The organism is Halanaerobium saccharolyticum, from assembly GCF_004362045.1.
Lineage (GTDB): Bacteria > Bacillota > Halanaerobiia > Halanaerobiales > Halanaerobiaceae > Halanaerobium > Halanaerobium saccharolyticum_C.
This window is the reverse complement of the sequence record NZ_SNWX01000014.1, coordinates 26693-50172: the sequence shown is the minus strand read 5'-3', so window position 1 is coordinate 50172 and position 23480 is coordinate 26693. Positions and strand designations below refer to the sequence as shown.

The window sequence follows — 23480 nt, the reverse complement described above, 5'->3', positions numbered from 1 at the left end:
CTTGATAGATTGTGTCAATGAATATCAACTAAGTTACTCATAATTTAAATTGTGTGAAATAAGATCGGAGGTAGCAAGATGAAAAATATAAAACGTGAAAGTTCTGGTGCTTTTAAATCAAAAAAAATGATAACTCAAGCCTTAATTTCTTTAATGGAGGAAAAGGATTACTCAAAGATTACAGTTGCTGAAATCACAAAGAGGGCAGATCTAGTAAGAAGAACTTTTTATTCTCACTTTAAGAACAAAGAAGAAGTTTTAGTCTGCTATATTAATCAAATTATTGAAGAACATATTCAGTCCTATTTGCAGCTTGATGATCATTCTGAACTTACTATAGCAGAAATATATTTCAAATTATGGGCTAAGCATTTAGATTTTGTACTTTTATTGAAAAATAATGATTTATTAATTTTATTAAAAGGATTTGAAAAATATATAGAAGAACTTGATAAAGCTTTTTCAGCTTTTAAATGTTTAGGTTTAAGTGAAAGTGCGGCAGAATATGCACCTAAGTTTTATGCTGGCGCGTTATGGAGTACTTTAGATAAGTGGATCGAAAAAGGGATGGAAGAATCGCCAGCTGAGTTGGGAAAGTTGTTTAGTGAGTTAATTGGATGGTGAATTTAGTAATTTAGTTAAGATTTATAGAAACAACGTTTTATTTTCAACAAAAATACTTGCTTAAAGTATAAAAATCTTATAATTGGAATTAGGATAGTTTTTGTTCCCCAAAAATAATAATCTCTGAAAATAACTAATTTCTCTTGACACCACTAAAAAGATATAGTACAATACTACTTGTGACATAAGTGGAGAGATGTCCGAATTGGCTAAGGAGCCGGACTTGAAATCCGGTGAAGCCGAAAGGTGTCAGGGTTCGAGTCCCTGTCTCTCCGCCATTGAATATTAAGGGCGTTATAACGGGAATAGTACCTGTTATTGAAATGCTCGTTAATTAAATAAAACGTATCTGATTTTTGCCTGATTTTAGGCTGATCCGATACACTGATTAACTCCTATCAAACTAAATTGATGGGGGTTTTTTATGTTAAAAAAGTCTATTATTGCTGATTTTTCTCTGTTTTTTTCTGATTTAGAGTTGGTGATGTCTTATGATTAGAATGAATACTATTTCAGCGGATAAAACTAATTATGAAGTATTTGAAGATTTTATGAGATATAAGCATTCGAAGAATTTATCTGATGGATCAATTTCTTTTTATGAAGAAAAACTTAAACGATTTTTAGGCTGGTTAAAAGAAAATAAAACTCATATAGCTGATATCACTTCTCCAATAATCCAACAGTATGCTATATATCTACAGTCAGAATTTGATCTGAATAATAAGTCAGTAAATGCACATCTTAGAGGCGTGAGAGCGTTTGTGTATTATTGTCAGAAGCTGAATTATATAGTTGAATTCAAAGTGGAGCTATTAAAAACTCAAGCAGCTGTTAAGGAAACATATACTAATAAAGAATTAAAGAAACTACTAAAAAAACCTAACACCAATGACTGCAGCTTTAGTGAGTATAGAAACTGGGTTATGGTTAACTTTCTTTTAGCAACAGGAGTAAGATTATCTACTCTGTTAAATATGAAAATAAAGCATCTGGATTTTGAGAATCTTGTTATTAATTTAGCCCATACTAAAAGTAGAAAGACTCAAATCATCCCTATGAGTAAAACTCTTTTTGAGGTTTTAACAGAGTATTTAATTTATCGTAAAGGTATTGAAGATGAATATTTATTCTGCAGCCAACAGACGGGTAAACAGCTTACTAAAAGAGGTATGCAGAGTGCCATAAAAACTTATCATTTAAAGCGTGACATAAGTAGATACTCAATTCATCAATACCGCCATACCTTTGCTAAATTAGCAATAAAGAATGGCATAGATGCATTTACTCTGATGAAATTACTTGGACATTCAAGTATTAAGGTTACAAAAAATTATATTAATCTTTTTAGTGAAGATCTAAAAGAAGGATTTAATGAATATTGCCCGTTAGAGAATTTTACTAATACTAGAAACAAGAGAATTACTATGAAAAAGGAATAATGAACAATTAGATGGAGATTAATTTCTCCATCTTTATTCTTATTAGTAAATTATTAATTAAGATTAAACTTTGATCCGTTCTGAATTATAGGGAGTTAAATGGCTTAAATTGATTGAGATAGTTCTATTTAACCTTAAAATTTCAAATTCGAATTAAACCCCTCCTCAATCACGTAAGATAATGTTTGCCCCAGATATGACTGTTAGTTAAAGGACAACGCTCTTTTACGTGGCTGACAGGTATCTCAAACTACTCAATATCAATAATCTGTAACAATATTGGGTATTATATTTAAGATCTTATTAAGAACTTAATTGTGGGAATTGTTACAAATTAATTTTATGCTGCCAATAAACTAAAATTATGATTCGACCATTTACTCAATTGATCCTTATTTAATCGCTTCAAGATATAACTGAAATCAATTCCATATATATTGTCAATTTTAATTCTATTCTTTATTACAGTAAATCTCTTTGACTTACCATTTTTATCTCGCTTGGTAGTTGTATCAATCTCAAAAAATTTAGCTAAAAAAACTTTAGGACTTTTTATCCATTTACCTGTTATTTCATTGAGTATAGTTTTAAGCTTAGAGTTGGTTTTAGTGGTATATTCTAAAGCAAGTATTTCATCTAATTTTTTTGATTTTATTGGATCAATTTTTTTAATGATACTGGGGCTATTAATAATTATAGCAAAACCAATCCTAGCATCTAAAGTTTTTGGAGTTATATTTTTCTCGTATAGTTCCAAAACATTTTGAACAACATTCTGATTCATTTTTGCTTTATTAAGAATACTATATAATCTACCCAACTTATTAACTGCTCTTTTTTGAGTACTTGCAATTTCACTCAATTTAAAATATTTATCTTCAATCCTGTTTATTTCATTATCAGGTTCACTTAAGTTAATATTTACAGATATATCAGACCATTGCACTAGCCTTTTAACAGCAATTTCTCGATTAATATTTGGATCTTTTAGAATAGATTTTAAAGCCTTTTTCATTTCTTGTTTTTTTTCAGAGCTGTAATTTTTATTATTTGATTGGTTAATCTTTTTCACATTTTTAAAGCCAGCATACTCATTTAACACAGTTTCTAAAATGTCATGATTTGAAAGCGTGCCGTTTAATTTTTGATATACTCTTAATGAAATTTTATTTTTATCTATGTAATATATATTCTTTTTCTTATCCAAAGATACAAAATTTGAATCCAAAGTTTCCAAAGTTTTAGTAATAGAATTAATAAGACTAGACAATTCATTTTCTTTTTTCTTGTTTTCAGGAGAATAGTTTAACTCTTTAAGAACGTTATTATACCTCCCAATTGTTTCTTTATCTGCGTTATAAAGATAGTTAAACCTCTCATTTATATTAAATGCCTCCCGGTCATTATTATGTTTCCCGAATAAAAACATGGTATTAAATCCATTTCGATTTCTATTTGGAAACTGGACTATTGCATTAAAATCTAAACTTCCAAAATAGTATATATTATTAATATTTTTATTTTTAATATTAACTCCATCATCGATTAAGCTAGTAGTTAACACAAGTCTAATCTTCTTATTTATTTTATCATTATTAATAAGATTTCTAAATTCACTATTCCCTTTTACATCACTATTAAATATCAATATTTCTTCTTTTGAATAAAAATCATCCTTCACGAGAGTATCCTTAATTATCTGTTGTTTCTTTTTATTGTTTATCCGAATAATATCAAGATGATTCTCCTTTTTATTATCTTTTAAAAAACTAATCAAATCAGATAATTGGTTACTATTAACGATAACTGCCTGTTCCAAAGTTTTTTCCTTTTTAAAGTTATAAATCATATCATATTTTGGATTTAAACCTACTGGAGTTGCTGTAATATGGATAATATTCTCAACCACTTCAGATAGCTTGTTAACATTTTTTATTGCCTCTTTTCTAAATCCGTATTGGCCAATTGAATTATGAGATTCATCTATAATTAATGTAAAATCAGAGCAGTCTATTTGCTCGCTAATTTGTTTTGATTTATCATAAGTAGCAATTATCACAGTTTCGTCTCCTGTTAAATCTACAGATTTATCCCCCCAGAAACCAACTGTATTTTCGTGTTTATAACTAACGGAAGTTTGCCAGGTTGTAGATTTATAAGGTGCCAAAAATATTGTTTTGATTTCATTTTTTTGAACATTTTTTAAGAATGAATAAGTTTTCCCACTTCCGGTCACACTGGTAACTAATATCTTTTTATTGTCATTTTGGAATAATGACTCAAATATTTTATCAATGTGATTATTTTGAATATATTTCCCTTCTATTTCTAACTCTTTTCCTTTATATATGTTCAAATTTTGTCTTATGATGTCTTCGTTTGTTTCTGCCATATCTGTATTGATAACCTCCTAATTTATTAGTTTGACTATTTAAAGTATACAGCATATAATTAAATAAGTCAAAGAATAATGCAAATATTTATTGAATTATTTTTAGTTTTTCTTGACTTGAGGTAATATGAATGGTATAATAGTATCAGAGTTGAGATAGTAATTTTTTTGATCGGAGTTTAAAAAACTAAAAATAATTCACATAATAAATGAAAGGAGCACAAAAATGTCTCTTGACAAAAATCTTAAAAATAAGTTGGATGAATTGAGCAAAGGGGGTAAAAATCCTCGTAATATAATGGAAGTATTTAACAAAAAGATTGCCGAAGCAGAAGAAAGGAAAAAGATGAATCCTGAGGATGATTATTATCCTTTGGTTAAAGAAATTATACTTTTGCCTGATGAGATTAAGCTTAGGCAACTTAGAGAAATTGAGGCCTATTTAAATGAAAAAAGTACCAGAATAAAAATGAAAGGGAATTATGTTTTTAGAAAGAACAGTGATACAAAATATCTAATCAATGAACAGATCAAGAGTATATCACCAGAAAAATCTATTGGAAATGTCCTGAGTATAAATAATGGTTTTACAAGTCTGCTGGATGAATTTCTAATTAAATATCCTACTTCAAAATTTGTTGCTCAGGAATTTGATGAAAAGGTTATTAAATTTCAAGAGCAAATATATTCCATAGTTGATTATGACATTAGTTTTGAAAAAGTTAATCCATTCGTGATTGAGAGCTCTAAAGAAAAATATGATCTTATATTTTGTAATTCACCGTTAGGTAATAATATATCTCTGGAAAATATTAAACTGGATTATTTTGATTTAAATCTTCTCAATTACAGCAAAAATATTAGTGTGGAAGCTGCAACAATCCTTAAAGCCTTGGAAAATTTAAAAGAAAAAGGACTTCTATTTGCTCTAGTGCCAACTTCACTATTATTTACTAATAAAAATGAACCTATTAGGAAACTAATTTCTAAGCATTCAAAATTATTATCAATTATAGGAATTGACAGACCTATTTTTAAGAATACAGCTGCTGAGTTTGCAATAATTAAACTAAGGAAACAATCAAAACCCAGTATAAATGATTCCGATTATATTTATATGTCTTTTGGTTCTAACATTCAGGAAATTAAAGAAAACGGTCGTGATATAAAATATAATAATTTAGAAACTGATAACTGGTTGTTTACTAAATATCTACTTGAGCCTCAAACTCCTGATTATCCAACTAAAAAGCTAAAAGAAAAAGTGGATATAAACCTCAGCTCACGTAGAATAACTGATGAGGATTTAGAATCTGAAGAAACTAAGCAAGTAGTTCATCTTAAGTCTATTGATAATAAAGGAAAGATCATATCTACTAGTAATGAAAGAGTTGAAGATTTATCTTCGAAGGTCAGATTAAAAGCATATAAGGGTGACATCTTAATGCCATTAATCCAGGGGGATTATACACCTGCACTAGTTGAAGCAGATGATTTTTTAGTATCTGATAACTTTGCTGTAATTAGCTCAGATTATGACACTCACTATATTTTATGGGCTTTAAAGACTGACTATTTCAAACAGCAAATTAGTGCAAATACTAGAGGTAAAGTTATAAGGAGATTGCCTATAAGAGCTTTAAAAGAGTTTGAAATACCATGGTTTAGTGATGAAAAAAGACAACAGATATCTAAAGACACCAAAGAAAGCTTCCAAAGTAAATCAGTTGAAGAATTATCAAAAGAAAATCAAACATTGATAAATGAAGTGTTAGGTAGTTACTTTGAAAATGAATTATCACTTAAACATGACAGTGAAAAAGTTAGGAATTATTTAGCATTAGAAAATGGAACTCAGATTGTTCCACTTAAAGAGATAGCTGAAATTCAAAATGGAGTTAATCTATCCCGCTATAAAGGAGGTGAGTTAAAATCTAGGATAATTAAATCAAAAAATTTAAAAGTTCTTGCCTTTATAGACGAATTTGATGAGGTGAAACTTATCGAAGATAAAATAAGAACGGTTGTTAAAGGAGATATATTGATTAGACGTAAAGGTGACATTGGACCGGCAGCAATTATAGATAAAAGTCTCTCTGATCTTACTTTTGATGATAAATTAACACGAATAAGAGTTAGCTCAGAAGAGATATTAGCAGAATACTTGGCTATTTATCTTAATAGTTATTTTGCTAAAGAAATAATGAATGAAGCTGCTGTTAATAAAACTATGAAATACATTAAATTAGCTGATTTATCCAAATTGCCAGTTGTTATACCGACTAAGGAGAAACAAAAAGAAATAGTAAAAAAGTTAGTGTAAATAAAAAAAGCCACCAACTGGCATTGGTGGATGTTCACACTAACGAATATTGCAAAGAGTCATTAGTGCTATAATTATAATAGCACTTCTTAAATAAAAACACAAATAGAGGTGTAAAAAATAAATGGAAAAAATGAATTTAAAAATAATACAAAAAGAAATCGAAGCGAAGGCAAATGAAGCTAAGTATGCAAGTATGGACTTGCCAGAAACTACACTTGAATTACATGTTAAAAATAATAAAAGTGGCTTACAAAAAGAATTAATTTATACCAGAAACGAACGAGGAATTTATAAAGGATTTCTCTATTCATTAAGTCTAATAGCCAATTATATTCAAAATGATATTGACCATAACCCAGAAATTCTTAATAGCTTTACTATTGATAATAAGTTCAGCAAAAACTTATCTGTATTTATTGATAACATTTCTGCTGCTACAAATCATTCAACAAATTTAGAACTTAAAAATATAGAAAACAAATTATTTAATGATTTAATCATAACTGCCAAAAAAATAGAATCTCTTATTAAATATATGATTTCTTTTAGATTAGATGTAGATGCCCGTTTAAATTCTAAAATGCTGCTTAATACTGGTATTACTAAAGTTATTGAAATGCGTGGCTTTAAACTTGGTCTATATTATACAATTGAAATGTTAATTGATTATTATCTGCCCAATGAAAAAATATATAAAGAACTAAGAGACGAGGCTTTCAAAACGGAAAGTTATTCTGACTTACTAAAACAAATTTACAAAAAAAATGAACTGTTAGTAACACAATTTGAAAATTCATATGATCTTACGTGGTTCGATAAAGCAATATAAGTCTTAAGGTAAACCCCTCCCCTTTTTAAAGTTAATCGACTGGGAGGGATAATATTATCAAAAAAACAATTAATGGAGGAATAAAATTATGAGAAAAAAATTAGATGAAAGTATTGAAAGTTTATGTGCTCAAAGAAGTAATACTGAAAAGTCAGTAGATGGTTTAATCGCTCAGGCCTATTCTAGTGATTTAAGCACTGAAAAAGAAAGAGACTATTTTTGTCATATCTATAGTAGTAAAGGTTATATTGAAGGCATAGAATATAGTCTCAACTTAATAAGAGATCATTTTCGCAATAATAGTGATTATAACGCATTTAATTCAAATCAATATAGTGACTTACTCAATGATGAAAATTTTAAAGATGATATTGAAGAAGCTTTAAATGAATATTCTTTATTAGACATATCAGATGAAAAATCAGACAGTGTTATCTTGAAAAAGATCCTAAGTAAGTTAATAAGAAGATCTTATAATTTAAAGAAAAATAATGAGTTATTATTCAATTTAAATTTTGAGAATAAATCTAGAGTTGATACTGAGAAAATGGTTGGATTAATTACTGATTATATTAGAAATCAAGGATTTGTTCAGGGGATTTTTTGGACTCTTGAAATTCTTACTGATGATATTGAAGAAGTTGAAAAATATTTTGATTTAAAAAGTTATATTTTAGATTTTAAGAAATATCTAGTTTTTTTAAAAGATCAACACAAGGAAAATGTGAAGTATTTAAAAAATATAGAAGAACATTATGATTTTGAAATTCTTGATCAAGTAATTTAGAAGCTATTAAAAACCTAGACTTTTGTAATCTAAGATGATTTATTTTTGGGAGGTAATATTCATATACACTAAAAAATGTCCTGAGTGTAATCAGAATTCATATAGTGCTTGTAAGAAATGCAAATGGATTTGCACTTATTGTGAAGAAAATCTAACTGATGTAACAGCAACAAGAACAAAAAATGGTTTTAATAACTAATATAGATTAATCCAGTCTGCTCGGATAGCTCCGGTCGGACTGGATATTATAATGGAATAAAAAATTAAGTTCTCTATCACTCACGAAGAAAAATTTTATCTCTGAATTATTGGAACTAACAAAGATTACTTCTCGTGACTGAAGGTTTGACATTTTAATAGACTAATAAAAAATATTAGGAGGAATTTATTTTGATTAAAATTGATAAGAAAATTGCTGAGGATATTATTGAAGTGCTTAATGATGAAGTTAATGATAGAATATCTAACTTTAAGTCTTTCGAAGCTGACTTTCAGACATCAGAAAGTTTTGCTGGTGATTATAAAGGGATGCTAAGAGCTACTAAAATGATGAATAATCATTTAGGATATATCTATGGTATTCATGCTGCTATTTATGAGTTGAGAAATTGTTTTAGCAATAATAAAAAGACAAAAAATCATCTTAGCTCAGTAATTAATAGATATAATTTTGATGGACATTTTTGGATAGATAAATTTATGACTGATAATATTAACAGCTCTCGAATAATAGAAAATATAGATGTTATTGAAGAAACTAATAGCAACAATATAATTTTGAATAAAATCATCAGGTTAATGATAATCTCTAATGAATATTTAATTAAGCCATTAAAATCAATGTTTATTTTAAAAAAGAAAGTTGATGTGTTAGATTTTCAAACTGGGATAAATAACATCACTCGACTTATGTCTTTTGTCAGAGGTCTCCACTTCTCGATTGGGATAATCATGAGAGAAACTGGAGTTAGTTTTGAAGATTTAAGTTGGCGTTTCCCTTATTATGCGGATGAATGTAATTTGATAATAGACAGCTTGAATAATTTAGAAATTGAAATAAATAAGGAATTAGATTTAGGTGATGAAAAAGTAGGATTTGATTTTTCTTTAATAGCCTAAAAATCTAAAAATTTTACGACCGGAACTATTGTTTTAACTGAAAAAGAAAATAATCTTTCGACGCCCCACCCCCTCTTTTAAAGAGGTAAGGTGGGGATTTTTTTATGCCTAAATTTAAAGGAGGTGATGTTGATGTATAAGAAAAAATGCCCTGATTGTAATGGCAGCTCCTACAGTTCTTACAGTAAAGGTCAATGGACCTGTCCTTATTGTGAAGAAGATTTGACTGATGTTGAAGCAGTTATGACAGATGACAATGAGTAAAAATATTTTAAACTACTAATATCTATCAGCTCTGTTTAAATGACAGGGCTGATTAAACTTTTTGGGAGGTAATAATATGTCAAAATTTAAAACTAGAGAACTTTTAGAGAAATTGGATAAGAAAATTGAGAGTGTACAGTCATCAGAAGAATTTCATTCTATTCTTGAAACATTCAGCAAGTTTCATAGCTATTCATATCATAACTCACTATTAATTCTGACTCAAAAACCAGAGGCCAGTTTTGTAGCTGGATATAAACAATGGCAGCAGAAGTTTAATCGTTATGTAAAGAAGGGTGAAAATGGTATTGCTATTCTAGCCCCCTTTTCTTATAAAAAGAGAATAGAAAAAGCCAGTGATGATAGTCAAAAAGAGACAGATTCAGATAGAGATAACTATGTTAAGAAAACTTATTTTAAACCAGTTTATGTATTTGATGTATCTCAGACTGAAGGAGAAGATCTACCAGAAATTGATACAAGCCTTGATAATAAGCACCAATACTTACTCAACCCTATTCTGAGTCTTGTTAATGAAAAGGGAGTAACGCTTAAATTTGAGAGCCTAAAGAATGGGTTAGATGGTTATTCAAAAGGAGGTGAGATTGTTATTAATAAGGCTCTTAATCCTACTGAGAAAGCTGCAGTTATTATCCACGAACTAGCACATGAAATTCTTCACTCACGAGAAGAAAGAACTGTGTTGACTAAAGAGGTTAAAGAGCTGGAAGCAGAAGCTGTATCATTTGTCGTTATGGACCACTACAATTTGGAGATCAAATCAGATCAGTATCTTGCTCTCTATAAGGAAAGTTATGATTTAAAAGACAGCTTAAAACGGATCAGTAAGCTGGCAACCTCAATAATTAGCTATTGTGATCAGAAAATAGAATTTAAAACATCTTAAGGAGGAATAAAAAATGAGTGCTCAAAACAAAGTAGTTGATATTAATAAGAATCGTGATGAGTTAATTACCTTTACTAAGGAAGAAGTTGAAACAATCAGAAATACTGTTGCAGATAATGCCAATCCTGATGAGTTAAGAATGTTCCTGCATATTGCTAAAAGTTATGGATTAGACCCTTTTAACAAAGAAATATTCTTCTGGAAAATAGATGGAAGGCCAACAATTATGACTTCTCGTGATGGATATTTAAAGATTGCAGATAGAAATCCTAATTATGATGGTCTTGTATCAGATGTAGTTAGGGAGAATGATAAGTTCAGACGGAAAGAAACTGGAATTAATCATCAATATGGTACCAAGAGGGGACAGATTGTAGGTGCTTATGCTTTAGTTTATAGAAAGGACCGCAAGTATCCTATTTATGTTTTTGCTCCATATGAGGAATATAAGGCTGATAAGAGAGTCTGGAATTCCTATCCTTCTGCCATGATATTAAAGGTTGCCGAATCTATGGCCTTAAAAAGAGCCTTTACTGTTAGTGGTTTAGTTTCTCGGGAAGAAATGAATACGCAGCAGATGGAAGATAATAATTATGATGATGTTCCATTTAGCCAGGTGCAGAATAAGAATGATCAGTCAGTAGATATTGAGGAGGTGAAAGCAGATGATAATAGTGAGTTATCTAAAAGAGAAGAAATAATCAAAGAAATAGTCGGTAACAATAATAAGCTTAAGAATGATCTATTCAATTATCTTAAACATGCTAAAAAAGAGAATGGACTTAAGCAGCATGAAAAGATATCTATTGATAAACTTACCGAGAAGCAGTTTGAGCAGTTAAAGAGTATTTTAAGCAGTTTCAAAAAGCTTGCATAGACAGGATGATTCATCTGATTTCTGTTAAAGGTTAAATTGGACAAAAATAAAATTGGAAGGATGATAAAAATGAGTAAATTTAAGGTGGATGTTAATTGGATTGAAAGACATGGAGGTAATCTAATAATTGAAACTGAAAACGAGAAGGAAGCAATTGAATTATTAAAATCAGATCAGAATAGATTACTGGAAATTATGATAGATAAGTATGCTAATGAAACTTTTGATTATGTTGGAGAAATTATTGTAAATCGCTGTAGTGATGAAATGGATGATTCTAGTATAGATGTTGTTATTAAAGATGATGAAATTAATAAAGAATAAGTAAGGTTGGGTCATTGATTATTATCTGGTCAAAAAAATGAAAGGAGAGTTATGAAAACATTAAGCAGTTTAATAATCGGATTTTTTTTATTTGTCGGTAGCTTTTTATGGTTTGGCAGTCAGCCTGTTGTTGAAAGTTATATCAATCAATATGAGTGGGATAATACTTATTATGTTGAAAGAGGTGACACACTTTGGGATTTAGCAGAAAATATTAGCTCTGCTGAGGAAGATTACAGAATTGTAATAGCCGCTATTAAAAAAGTTAATAAAATTGATAGTTATTTAAAGGTCAATCAAAAAATAATATTACCTAAAAATTAGCCATCATGCAGGAATAACTGTGTGGTGGCTTTTTCTATTTGAAAGGAGGTGAATTAATGCCTGTTAATGGTGTTCCCAGTGATGATTGGAGAGTTAGACAAGCTATGGGTTATTATGCCGAAAGAATGGATGCAGATCAAGCTCGAAGATGTCATCAAAAATTACAGAAAAAGAAATTAAAATCTAAAGAGACTTCTATTCGTGAGTGTGAAGATCTTGACTTTAAAATGCCGTTTTAAAAAATTAAAAGGAGATGATATTAATGGTAAATATTCAGAAGTTTAGTTTAAGAGTCGTTAAGGAGTCAGGTGGAAGATATGACATAGACAAGAGTGTTGGTAACCCTATACAGGCAAGAGATCTATTCATTGAGGTATTAGAACTTGACCAGAGAGCTGAAGAAGTCTTTGCTATGGCCACTCTTGATATCAAAAGCAAGGTAACTGGTGTATTTGAGGTTTCTATTGGTAATCTAACCTCTAGCCTTGTCTCACCACGAGAAGTATTTAAGCGGGCTATTTTACAGAATGCAGCAGCTATTGTTCTAGCCCACAATCATCCGAGTACAGTACCTGAACCAAGTAGTGTTGATGTTACTGTAACTAAGAAACTCATCAAATCAGGTAAAATACTCGGCATAGATATTGTGGATCACATAATTATTGGTAGCAAAGATAATTATATCAGTATGAAGGAAAGAAATCTAATTTAATTATTATGGAATACTGGCTTAGGTTTGAAATCTGAGTCAGTATTCTTAATTCATTATTCTAAAATAATTTGCATAATTTCTTATTAGTGAAATAAATTTGTCGAATTGTAGATAAAGGAAAACCCATTTATTTCAAGAAGTATATATTTAAGTGTTGTTTGATTGAATATTGAAACTGGAGGTAAACATGTTAAAACCTAATGAAAATATTCAGAAAATATTAATTTCTACTACCAGCCGATTTAAAGGAGAATATGAAACAGAAAACTTATTAATTACTCATTCTTGGATTTTTAATGATAGTGTGCATCTTGATCTTAATTCTAGTGAAAATCCTTATTGTAGGAACTATTTCACAATAGTTGTTAAAACTCCTGAGTTAAAAAGAAATAGAAATTTTTTTGTTTATCCTAATTATAAATATATTGGGGATATAATCTGCATAATATTATCTATTTTTTATGGAAAAAGATTTGATAATCATGGAATGATAGAAACTCACGGTAACTTTAGTATACCAAATTTAAATCAAATTAACCCTATTCGTTATACTAAAATAGGGATTAACAATCACAAACCAAGAAAAGATATAGATATTGAACTGAAATTAGATAAATTAAAAAAAATTAATAGACTATTAGTTGGTGATGTTGAAAATGAGAAGGTTTTAAATACTTTATTGACTGCAGGTAATTTTTATTTAAAAGCTATCCAAGATTTTGAAGAAGATCCGAATATAGCTTATTTAAATTTGATTAATTCAGGAGAAGTATTATCTAATTTCTATAATTATAGTGAAAACGCATTGTTTGATGAGAATTTAAAAGAAATTTTAAGACAAATTGAAGAAGGCCTAGATGAAGGAAGTAAGATTAGCAAACAAATAAAAAGTAGATTATATCAAGTACGAAGTAAATATTCTTTAACTTTAACCAATTTATTAAATGAAGGGTTTTTTAATTATGAAGGTAGTAATCATGTCTTTGCTTTAAAACAAAAAAACATCCAAAAAAACATTAAAGCTTCCTATGATATTAGAAGTCTATATTTACATGAGGGAATTTCCTTTGGTCAACATATCCAGCATCATGATAACCATTTGAATGAATTAATTATAGGCGAGCCTTTGGTTGAACAAAAAAGATTAAGAAAACTTTTGAAAAGAACTCCTACATTTATTGGATTAGAAAGAATAATAAGATATTGCCTTTTAAGGTTTATTCATTTAGAATTAACAGTTGTTGATGAAAAGCTTAATGAACAACCAAACAGTAGATAAAAATATATTCAAAATAAGTAATTTTAATTTTTAAGATCTCATTGACGGACTCTTCCCATCAATCACGAGAAAAAATTGTTTTGATTTTAAAACATTATTATATAAGAAAATTTATTATTTTATTTTTTTAATGATATGATAATCATTCTATAAACCCAAATTCTTGTTAATTATAATAGAGCTAAAACTTTAGCTTAGAACAGGTCATATTAGTTTGATTTTAGTGAATTTATATTCATAAATATTGGAGTTATACGCAATAATACTTTATTTTTTAAGGAGGAATAATAATGCCTGATTTACCGAGATGGAAAGTCAATTTATCAGTCTATGGACCGATTTACATTAAAAATAAATTTGTATTAAGACATAGGAAGGATATATCTCATGAAGAACCTTTATATAGTGATATAGAAATTTATAATAGAAATAATGGGGTAGACGTAGTTGTAACTGCTTTTGCTAAAAATAAACATTCGGCTCAGAAAGCAGCTTTATTCTTTTTTGGTCATGCGGTTGATGTTTTAAGTTTTAAAATAAACTTACCAATTAAATTAGAATATAGTAAAAATAAGTCATTAACCAATCACAATTTGAGAAGAGAAATAACTAAAGTTGAATGGAATAAAGCATTTAAAGATTCAAGATTATTATTTTTTAAGCAGCCAGTTTTTTTAAGAGCTATAGGTTGGTACAGAAAAGCACTTTACACAGAAGAAGTAACTGATAAATTTTTATCTTTTTATAATTCTTTAGAAATTATTTCTAATAAATATCATCCTGAATATGAGAGAAAGGAAAAGGGATCTAAAAGCCACATGTGGGAAACTTTTAAAAAGATATGGGGAGATTGTTCTCAGTGGCCGATAATTGCTGATGATAAAGATTGGATTGATGAAAATTATGAAATTAGGAAGAATATAGCACATGGAGTTAAAGAAATTAATGTTGAGTTTATAAATGAAGTTGATAATAGATTGGAAGAAATACGGAAAGTGTCATATAGACTCATTAATGATTGGTGGGAAGAAAAATTAGATTTAGAAATCAGCCCGGATATAAGAGATAAAGTTGAAAGGGGGTAACAGGTATTACTGCGTATAACATGTGATTGGCGTCATGCCTTCTGTCATAAAGCTTGCAATTTAACCAATCACTGATACAGAAAAGCAAGCTTTACGCCAGTTCCTGCGGAATCAGGCACAAGTGCAAATCCCTGTAACGTTATATAAAAGATGAAACATACAATAAAAACTTTAATAAATATTTTTAATCCAAAAGGAGAGGAAATGTATTATGAAAAAAGAACATATAACTTTACAAGATGTACGAAATAAAAAACTAGATAATAAAGCCATTAAGATTGAAAAAAATTTATTTAAAAAATCTGATAAAAAAATAAATCCAAAGAAAGAAAATCCATTTTGGACTGCAAAAGGAGATATTCCTATATTAATATCAGCACCACATGCTGTTAGACATTGTAGATATGGGAGGGTAAAACAATCAGATTATTTGACAGGTTCAATTGTTTATCTATTAAATGAATTAACTGGTTGTCATGGAATATCCTTAACAAAAAATTATGGTGGCGACCCTAATATAGATAGCACATGTATCTATAAAAGAAAGATAAAAGATATTTGTAGTAATAATGATATTAAAGTTTTTTTAGATATACATGGTGCTGCTGGTAGTAAAACATGGGATATAGATTTTGGTACCAATTCAAATATAAATTTATTGGGTAATATAAAAATTTTGAATATTTTAGAAAGTTCGTTTAAAGACTTTAATATTAATAAAATCTCGCATGATTATTTTGCTGCTTCTTTAAAAACTAATGTATCTTATTTTGTTGCAAATGAATTAGGAATACCTGCTATACAAGTTGAAATTAATAGAAAATATAGATCTCCTAAGATTAATCCTGAAAATTTCAATTTTTTATTAAGTTCAATTTCTAAAGGAATTATAGAGTTTATCAAATAAAAAATAATAAACCTAATTAATGGAATCCTTATAAGAATACTATTAATTATAAGTTACTAAACTTAAAAAAGTCTCACTCTTCATATAACATGGGATTGAAGATTCCGCTGCGTTTCATGTAAATTTATTCGGCAAGGACAGCCGCCCTAAGCCTCACGAACTTCTTAAATCCCAGAGACTTTATACGCAATAGATCTAAAATAATTGAAGGTGTTTTTATGTCTACTTTACAGATTTGCCCAGATATGAATAGCCCTCACAATGGGCGAGAAGATTTACTTGATCGTTCTTTAATTCGTCAACAAGACTTTATGATTTTTGCTAGACCATGGATTAATAAAACTCTTGAAGCTTATAGAAGTTGTGATTCTTTTAGTGGTTTGATTTATCTTTGGATAGTATTTAATAGTTGGGCTTCTCAAGTAGTTAAAAAAAGAGAGTATGCAGAAAAAAATTGGTATTTAGTTAAAGCTTTTGGAAGAGATGAAGAATTGAGTTCTAGATTTGAGTTGTTTTTAGAAAGAGATGAAGAATTATTAAGACTTTCAAGACAATTTCGTGAGTTATGGCCTGTTTTTAAAGTTAGAGCGTTACAAGATTTACATATTACTCCATGGAATCAACAAGATAAGATTAAAGTTGTCTAAGTTTGATGGGCTTTGTAAAGTTGCGGAACACTATAATAAATTTTAAGAATAAATGACTATGAATAAACTGGACTATCAAATTACTGTAAAAGCTAATATCAGTCATTTTGATTTAATCTTTTAATATAATTTGGAGGATGTCATGGATATAACAAACCGAATAAATCGTTTAGAAAAATATGAAAAAAAATATGATATTGAACTCAACAGTTTATTTGCTAAGCTCATTAAAGACAAAATGAAAGATAGTTACATATTAATTTTAAATGGTGAAATTCATTCTTTAGAAAAAGATACATTAGATGGTAGAATAAAAATTAATTTTAAAGTATATGATCAAGAAAATAATTTAATGGGTAAATTCAAAAGAATTTATGCTATGGAAAATTTTTTTAAAATCAAAGTTTTCCATGTGCTTATGACATTGAAATCAAAACCATCTATTATAAGAATTTATCCTGAAAAGATTTATCCAACTCAAAAGTTTTATGCACCTAAAAATAAATTTAAATTTAATAATAATATTATTAAAACTAAAGTTGTAGGGATAACATTTAATAATAGAGAGAATAAAATAAGGAACTTAAACTATAACGATTCCATTTTTCTTAAAAGAGATTATGAAAATGAATATGACAATAACGCAATTAAAGTAGTTTCAAAAATTGGAGATATATTAGGTTATTTACCAAAAGAATTAGCATTTAAACTAGCTCCAAAATTTGATAAAAAACAAAGCTTTGAAGCTAAAATTTATGAATTGCCTAAAGATGATAACAATATTACTTTTAAAATAGAAATATATAACAAGAAAGGTTGATTATAATGGCTAAAGATATTACTAATAAACTTGAGCGATTAGAAGTTTTTGAAGAAAAATTTAATATTGATTTAGATGGTTTGTATTGTGAAAGTGATGAAAATAATAACATATTTATCACAGGTGAAGTTCATCTTAAAGAAGGTAATGAACTTGATCAAGACATCCAAATTTTAGCTGTTTGTTATGATGATAAAAATAGAGTTATCAAAAAGTCTGAATTTATTATTTATGACAATAAATTTTTTGGGTTTGAAGTTCTACAAATATCGATATATGAACTTTCTCAGTTACCAAATAAAATTAGAATATATCCAAATTATCTATAATAAAGGAGCTTAAATATGATATTAGAAGAAGTTCGTTCTTCTCTATTAAAGGAAGCAAAAATGTCACCAAATTTACTCTCAGATTTAGCTGGTTTAGAACACTATATTGCAGAAAGTTATCACAATCGTTCTTTTGCAGAATTATTACAAAATGCTGATGATGCTGATTCAACAAAATTTATAATTGATATAGCAGAGAATTATATTTTAATAGCTAATGATGGCAGATATTTTAATAAAAAGGATTTTGAAAGTTTATGCAGAAGCACAAGATCATTTAAAAAACGAGGAGAAAAAATAGGCTATAGAGGTATTGGTTTTAAATCTGTAGTAGGCTTTTCGGGAAAATTACATTTACTTAGTGGGGATATTAAAACTACATTTTCAAAAAAACTTACTAAAAACGAAATGTCAGCAGATATTAATGTTCCTCTTATACGAATTCCTCATCCTATGAATAATCTAGATGCTAATGTAATGAAATTGGTTAATAAAATTTTAAATAAAGGATATAAAACTATATTTATTTTTGAAAATATTAACAAGCAACAAATAGAAACAGAAATTGATAATTTTAATAGTAGTTCATTATTATTTTTAAATAATATCAATAAAATAGAATTGAATACAGAAAAAAATATAGAAATCATAGAAGCTAAAAGAAAAATCATATCACCTCAAATTAGTAAATCAATTATTAGTAAAGGGGATAAAATTAAAAGATGGTTAACTATAGGGAGTGAAACCCAGGAATCTATTTCATTTTCATTAAATGTTAATGGGGGTATTAATAGATTAAAAGATGAGGAATCTCTTGTATATGCTTTCTTACCTACTGAAGAGAAAACTGGTTTAGGAATTAAAATTAATGGTGATGTTAGTACTGATCCTTCTAGAAGAAAAGTGATATTAGATAATAATACTCAGGATGTAATTAGATCCGTTTCCAAAATCATCTCAAAGTTATTCATTGAATGCTTAAAAAATGAATTTGAAATTGCTAATGAAAAAGAAATTATTAACGCTTTGCTACCATACATTGATCCTAGAAGTATTGCTTATAAAAAGAAGACTTTTAGTACAGAACTGTTAAAAAACATTAAAAAAATAATTAATAATGAATTGGAAGATCTAATATTAAAACCCTCATGGATTAATAGTTTAGATTTTGAAAAAATAGCTAAAGAATTAAACTTATGGATGGTTGATAGAGACATAGCTGGATTAAACAACTTGAAAAATCTATTAAGTTATTTTGGGGCTAAAGAAATAAATAATAACTCAATAATAAATAATATCAATAAATTTAATCTTTCAATTAGAGGTTATGCTGAATTTATTTCATTGCTGATTAATAAATATGTTGTTCGAGAAATCTTAATAAGAGATTTATCTTTAGATATGAAAATATGGATTGGTAAAGATGATAATGTATATAGTTTAAACGAAATTAATAAAGATAATATAATGGTTAATAATGAATTTATAGAATTAATTTTAGAAAAAGTCTCATATGCAGAATATAAAAGTTTTATAAGCTCTATAATGGAATATAACAATTTGAATATTAAATTTCCGAAAATCAATTTAGATAGAGAAAAAACTCAAATTGAATTTACAGACAACAAAAACATTCAGCAAGATGACGAAGAAGAAAAGGAAGTTTTGAGCATAACTAAATGGAGAAGTGCTGAACAACAAGTTTGTAAAATATTAAATTATAAAAATTATAATGTAAAGGATGTTAGTAAGCAAAATTTAGGCTTTGATATTGAAGGTATTGATCCTGATGGAAATGATATTTATTTTGAAGTTAAGTCAGTGGATAATTTTGGTCAATCTTTTATAATAACAAATAATGAATGGTCTGCTGCAAAAGATAAAGGGGGGAAATATGTTATTACAATAATTAAACAGGAAGGTAATAAATTAAAAGTTGCTTTCTTAAAAAATCCTTTGAAAAAATTAAATATGGATAGAAAATGTAGACAATGGGTCTGGGAATGTACCAATTATTCTTTTGATACCCAAGTTTTTAAATTATCTAAAAGTTGATTTAAATATTTTAAGAGGCATAGTGCTGTTACTCCCATTGGCGTATCGTTCGCACCTTATATCTGAGTTGGAGTTGGTTTTCTGATACGCCTTATATAATACTCAGCATTTTCTATTTCCAAGACTTCATAGACACCTATCTTATTGTGTTATTCTAAAATTAAGAAACTGAAGGAGGTTAATTATCTTTAATAAAGCACATAAATATAGTTCATTCTTAATACTATTATCTATTTTATTATTAGTATTAGTAAATAGTACAACTGCTTATTCAAAGTCTTTTGATTTTTCTTTATCAATATCTCCAAATATCCCTTTTTATCATGATAGTCTTGAAGGAGATTCTGCAACTTTTGAGGATGGATATGGAGATACTTACTATTTTTCAATGGATCCTTTAAAAGAATCTACAAAATCTAATGAGATAATCCTTTATAGTAACTATACAATTAATAAATTAATTTTTAGCTTTGGATTGGGGAAAGGTATGCCTAATGATGATAACAGCTATAAATTATATGATATTGGTGGTGGTTTAATTCTATTTGATAATGATAAAATTAGATTAGACACTAAAGTTTATTATGAAGAAATTGATTATGAATTTAAATATGATGAATACGGTTCGGCTTGGCCTGGAGACCCTGGTTATTATACAGGAGGAAGCTTTATAGATCCTGGAACACCTATTTATGCTTCTTCTTTAGGAAGTGGCTTTAAATATAAAGTAAGTTTGTCATATAAAATTTCAGAGAGATCCAATCTAATTCTAAGTTATAACATAAGAGACATTAAATTTGATGAATTACACACTACTTATTTAGGAGAACATGATTTAAACTTTGATGCTTCTGGCTCTTATTTTGAGATCAGTTATAATTTAGAGATATAAAATATTATTTGACATTTACAGGAGGGTTTTAATTGAAAAAAATACTTATTATTACTTTAATTTTAATATTAAGTTTAAGTTTGGTAGTTGGCTCCAGTCAAAGAAAAGTAAGCAAATCGAAGTTGCAAAATAGAAATGGAACCTACTACATAGTCAATGAGACAGAACCATTTACAGGAAAAACCATAAAATATTATCCTAATGGTCAAGTTGAAGAAATAATTAATTTTGAAAACGGAAAAAAGCATGGAGAAACAATAAAATATTATGAGAATGGACAACTTAAACAAAAAATATCCTATAAAAATGGGGAGAAACACGGAGAATCCCTTATATGGATCTATTCTAATGGTCAGGTTACATCAAAACTTAATTATAAAGATGGAGAAATAAATGGAGAAAGAATAACTTATTATCCTAATGGACAGATTAAATCAAAAACTAATTTTAAAATGGGAAAAGAACATGGAGAAGCTATACGATACAATGAAAATGGTCAGGTTAAAGAAAAAGTTAATTACAAAAATGGAAAAATTAAAGTATCACCTGAAAATTTACAGTTTAGAATAGAAAACAAAAAATCAGTGATCATTACAGATTTTAATTTTGATATAGAAGATAAAAATATTATTATCCCTACTCATATTGATGGTGTTGAGGTAAAATCAATTGGCGATGGAGCTTTTAGTAGAGAAGTTTTAGAATCAAATGTTTTGGAATCAGTAGATATTCCAACCACCGTTACATCGATAGGAGATAATGCTTTTAGTGGGAATGATTTAACATCAATAAATATTCCAAATAGTGTTACTTCTATTGGGAAAGCCGCTTTTAAAGATAATAACTTAACTTCAATAAAAATCCCAAATAGTATTACCTCTATTGCTGATGAAGTTTTTATGGGAAATGATTTAACATCAATAAATATTCCAAATAATGTTACTACCATTGGTAAAGCTGCTTTTAAAGATAATGATTTTACAACAGTAAATATCCCTAATAGTATTACAGCAATTGGAGAAGAAGCTTTTATGGGAAGTAAGACAAAATTAGATTTTGAAAATAAATTAACATCACTAATTCTTGGAAATAAAATAAACTCTATTGGGAATAAAGCATTTGCATATAATGAATTAACCTCAGTAGAGATACCAGATAGTGTTACTTCTATTGGCAAGGATGCTTTTAAGGCAAATAATTTGAACTCATTAGATTTAGGAAATAGTGTTATATCAATTGGTGATGGTGCTTTTAGTGAAAATGAGTTAACATCAATACAAATACCAGATAGCGTTACTTCCATTGGTATGGCTGCTTTTTTTGATAATAATTTAACCTCAGTTGATTTAAGTAATAACGTGACTTCAATTGGCGATTTTGGATTCCAGAAAAATAATTTAAAATCAGTAGAAATACCAGATAGTATAAATTCGATTGGTTTTTTAGTTTTTGCTTATAATAATTTAACATCGATAAAAATCCCAGAGAATTTAACTTCTATTAGTATGGGAGCTTTTGCTTATAATAACTTAAGATCTGTAGATCTAGGAAGTAATGTAAAATATATTGAATCTACCGCTTTTAAAGATAATGAATTAACTACAGTAGAAATTCCAGAAAGTGTTAGAACTATCAGGGAGGATGCTTTTGATGAAGATGTTGAGCTTATTGGTTGGTAAGTTTAAAATTAGTAGAGAATTTTATAAAGCTGTTTCATCTATTAAAAAGGATAATTATTATAATAGGAATTTAAACTTAATTTTACTAACACAACAAAATATGTATTAAGTCGCATTGGTTAGAAGTGCTATTATCGCTTATATAACAATGATATTAGCTCTTCTCTCCTCTTTTTTTAGATTTGAATACAACATATTGTTATTAAATTTATCATTAAATACATTTTAGTGTATATAAAAAGACAAAATTAAGGAGTGAAATTAATGAATAAAGTTGAACCTATTCGTGATCGAGAAAAGATTGAAGAAGTCAAAATGGAACTTCTAAAAGATAATTACAGGAATTACTTACTCTTCGTGGTTGGAATTAATACAGGGCTTAGAATTGGTGATATGCTTAAACTTAAAGTAAAGGATGTTAGAAATCAGACTCATATCATTCTTAAAGAGGAGAAAACTAATAAATCTAAAAAATTCTTCATTAACTCAGTATTAAGAAATGCCTTAGATAATTACACTAGTAATATGGCTGATCATGAGTATTTATTCCAGAGTAGAAATGGTAGTAATCAGCCCTTATCTAGGAGTCAGGCTTATAGGATTCTAAACGGTGCAGGAGAAAAAGTGGGTCTAAAAAGTATTGGTTGTCATTCCACGAGGAAAACCTTCGGTTATCACCATTACAAGCAACATAAGGATGTAGCATTACTGCAGGAACTATTTAACCATTCAGCCCCCAGTATTACTCTAGACTATATTGGGATTAATCAGGATGTTATGGATAATTCTATGAAAAATTTCTCTTTATAGAGAGAAAAGAATAATATAAAACCGAAAAATTTGTATTTTTTTGTCTAATA

24 protein-coding genes and 1 tRNA gene are annotated in these 23480 nt (G+C 28.1%); 24 read left to right on the top strand and 1 reads right to left on the bottom strand.

All coding sequences use genetic code 11. From position 1 onward, the window contains the following. Window positions 1-78: 78 nt before the first annotated feature. From DFR79_RS09530 to DFR79_RS09520, 3 genes are all read left to right on the top strand, one after another. On the top strand, window positions 79-624 hold the full coding sequence (locus DFR79_RS09530; RefSeq protein WP_089722762.1) for a TetR/AcrR family transcriptional regulator: 546 nt from the start codon (window positions 79-81) through the stop codon (window positions 622-624). A gap of 190 nt (window positions 625-814) precedes the next feature. Next, window positions 815-902, top strand: a tRNA-Ser gene (locus DFR79_RS09525). 213 nt (window positions 903-1115) lie between these two features. After that, entirely contained in the window at window positions 1116-2066 is a 951-nt protein-coding gene (locus DFR79_RS09520; RefSeq protein WP_133515262.1) for a tyrosine-type recombinase/integrase, read from the top strand. 340 nt (window positions 2067-2406) lie between these two features. Here the strand turns inward: DFR79_RS09520 and DFR79_RS09515 are convergent, their stop codons facing one another. Next, a complete protein-coding gene (locus DFR79_RS09515; RefSeq protein ID WP_133515261.1) occupies window positions 2407-4458 on the bottom strand; it encodes a DEAD/DEAH box helicase family protein in 2052 nt (683 codons plus the stop codon). A 226-nt stretch (window positions 4459-4684) separates the two neighbouring features. On the opposite strand from DFR79_RS09515, the gene DFR79_RS09510 reads away from it, so the two are divergent. From DFR79_RS09510 to DFR79_RS09415, 21 genes are all read left to right on the top strand, one after another. Continuing rightward, complete coding sequence (locus DFR79_RS09510) at window positions 4685-6781, top strand: restriction endonuclease subunit S (protein WP_133515260.1); 2097 nt, start codon at window positions 4685-4687, stop codon at window positions 6779-6781. A 124-nt stretch (window positions 6782-6905) separates the two neighbouring features. Next, window positions 6906-7613 (top strand): hypothetical protein, encoded by a 708-nt coding sequence (locus tag DFR79_RS09505; protein ID WP_133515259.1) that lies wholly within the window; start codon window positions 6906-6908, stop codon window positions 7611-7613. 88 nt (window positions 7614-7701) lie between these two features. Then, window positions 7702-8400 (top strand): hypothetical protein, encoded by a 699-nt coding sequence (locus tag DFR79_RS09500; protein ID WP_133515258.1) that lies wholly within the window; start codon window positions 7702-7704, stop codon window positions 8398-8400. Between the two features lie 390 nt (window positions 8401-8790). Continuing rightward, the gene (locus DFR79_RS09495; RefSeq protein ID WP_133515257.1) at window positions 8791-9519 is read left to right on the top strand and encodes a hypothetical protein; all 729 of its coding nucleotides are present in this window, start codon (window positions 8791-8793) and stop codon (window positions 9517-9519) included. A 132-nt stretch (window positions 9520-9651) separates the two neighbouring features. After that, window positions 9652-9783 (top strand): hypothetical protein, encoded by a 132-nt coding sequence (locus DFR79_RS16420; protein WP_279512882.1) that lies wholly within the window; start codon window positions 9652-9654, stop codon window positions 9781-9783. Window positions 9784-9859: 76 nt separating this feature from the next. Then, entirely contained in the window at window positions 9860-10690 is an 831-nt protein-coding gene (locus tag DFR79_RS09490; protein WP_133515256.1) for an ArdC-like ssDNA-binding domain-containing protein, read from the top strand. 13 nt (window positions 10691-10703) lie between these two features. Continuing rightward, entirely contained in the window at window positions 10704-11567 is an 864-nt protein-coding gene (gene bet / locus DFR79_RS09485) for a phage recombination protein Bet (RefSeq protein ID WP_133515255.1), read from the top strand. A 69-nt stretch (window positions 11568-11636) separates the two neighbouring features. After that, window positions 11637-11891, top strand: a complete 255-nt coding sequence (locus tag DFR79_RS09480) for a hypothetical protein (RefSeq protein ID WP_114489380.1) — start codon at window positions 11637-11639, stop codon at window positions 11889-11891. Between the two features lie 51 nt (window positions 11892-11942). After that, the gene (locus tag DFR79_RS09475) at window positions 11943-12215 is read left to right on the top strand and encodes a LysM peptidoglycan-binding domain-containing protein (RefSeq protein WP_114489379.1); all 273 of its coding nucleotides are present in this window, start codon (window positions 11943-11945) and stop codon (window positions 12213-12215) included. Between the two features lie 56 nt (window positions 12216-12271). Then, window positions 12272-12454, top strand: coding sequence for a hypothetical protein (locus DFR79_RS09470; protein WP_114489378.1), 183 nt, complete (start codon window positions 12272-12274; stop codon window positions 12452-12454). Window positions 12455-12477: 23 nt separating this feature from the next. Next, window positions 12478-12927, top strand: a complete 450-nt coding sequence (locus tag DFR79_RS09465) for a JAB domain-containing protein (RefSeq protein ID WP_114489377.1) — start codon at window positions 12478-12480, stop codon at window positions 12925-12927. Between the two features lie 187 nt (window positions 12928-13114). Next, window positions 13115-14206, top strand: a complete 1092-nt coding sequence (locus DFR79_RS09460) for a hypothetical protein (protein ID WP_114489376.1) — start codon at window positions 13115-13117, stop codon at window positions 14204-14206. A gap of 290 nt (window positions 14207-14496) precedes the next feature. Then, entirely contained in the window at window positions 14497-15291 is a 795-nt protein-coding gene (locus DFR79_RS09455) for a methylamine utilization protein MauJ (protein ID WP_114489375.1), read from the top strand. Between the two features lie 211 nt (window positions 15292-15502). Next, window positions 15503-16198 carry a hypothetical protein gene (locus tag DFR79_RS09450; protein WP_114489374.1) on the top strand — a complete coding sequence of 232 codons (696 nt, stop codon included), beginning with the start codon at window positions 15503-15505 and terminating at the stop codon, window positions 16196-16198. Between the two features lie 218 nt (window positions 16199-16416). After that, a complete protein-coding gene (locus DFR79_RS09445) occupies window positions 16417-16845 on the top strand; it encodes a hypothetical protein (protein ID WP_114489373.1) in 429 nt (142 codons plus the stop codon). 142 nt (window positions 16846-16987) lie between these two features. Continuing rightward, entirely contained in the window at window positions 16988-17665 is a 678-nt protein-coding gene (locus DFR79_RS09440) for an HIRAN domain-containing protein (protein ID WP_114489372.1), read from the top strand. A gap of 5 nt (window positions 17666-17670) precedes the next feature. Next, window positions 17671-17994, top strand: coding sequence for a hypothetical protein (locus DFR79_RS09435; protein ID WP_114489371.1), 324 nt, complete (start codon window positions 17671-17673; stop codon window positions 17992-17994). 15 nt (window positions 17995-18009) lie between these two features. After that, window positions 18010-20049: a DUF3883 domain-containing protein gene (locus DFR79_RS09430; protein ID WP_133515254.1), complete on the top strand. Its 2040-nt coding sequence runs from the start codon at window positions 18010-18012 to the stop codon at window positions 20047-20049. Window positions 20050-20536: 487 nt separating this feature from the next. Further along, entirely contained in the window at window positions 20537-20941 is a 405-nt protein-coding gene (locus DFR79_RS09425; RefSeq protein WP_166638023.1) for a hypothetical protein, read from the top strand. Window positions 20942-20973: 32 nt separating this feature from the next. Continuing rightward, window positions 20974-22620: a leucine-rich repeat protein gene (locus DFR79_RS09420; RefSeq protein WP_114490432.1), complete on the top strand. Its 1647-nt coding sequence runs from the start codon at window positions 20974-20976 to the stop codon at window positions 22618-22620. Between the two features lie 264 nt (window positions 22621-22884). Next, window positions 22885-23430: a site-specific integrase gene (locus tag DFR79_RS09415; RefSeq protein ID WP_133515253.1), complete on the top strand. Its 546-nt coding sequence runs from the start codon at window positions 22885-22887 to the stop codon at window positions 23428-23430. Window positions 23431-23480 lie beyond the last annotated feature (50 nt).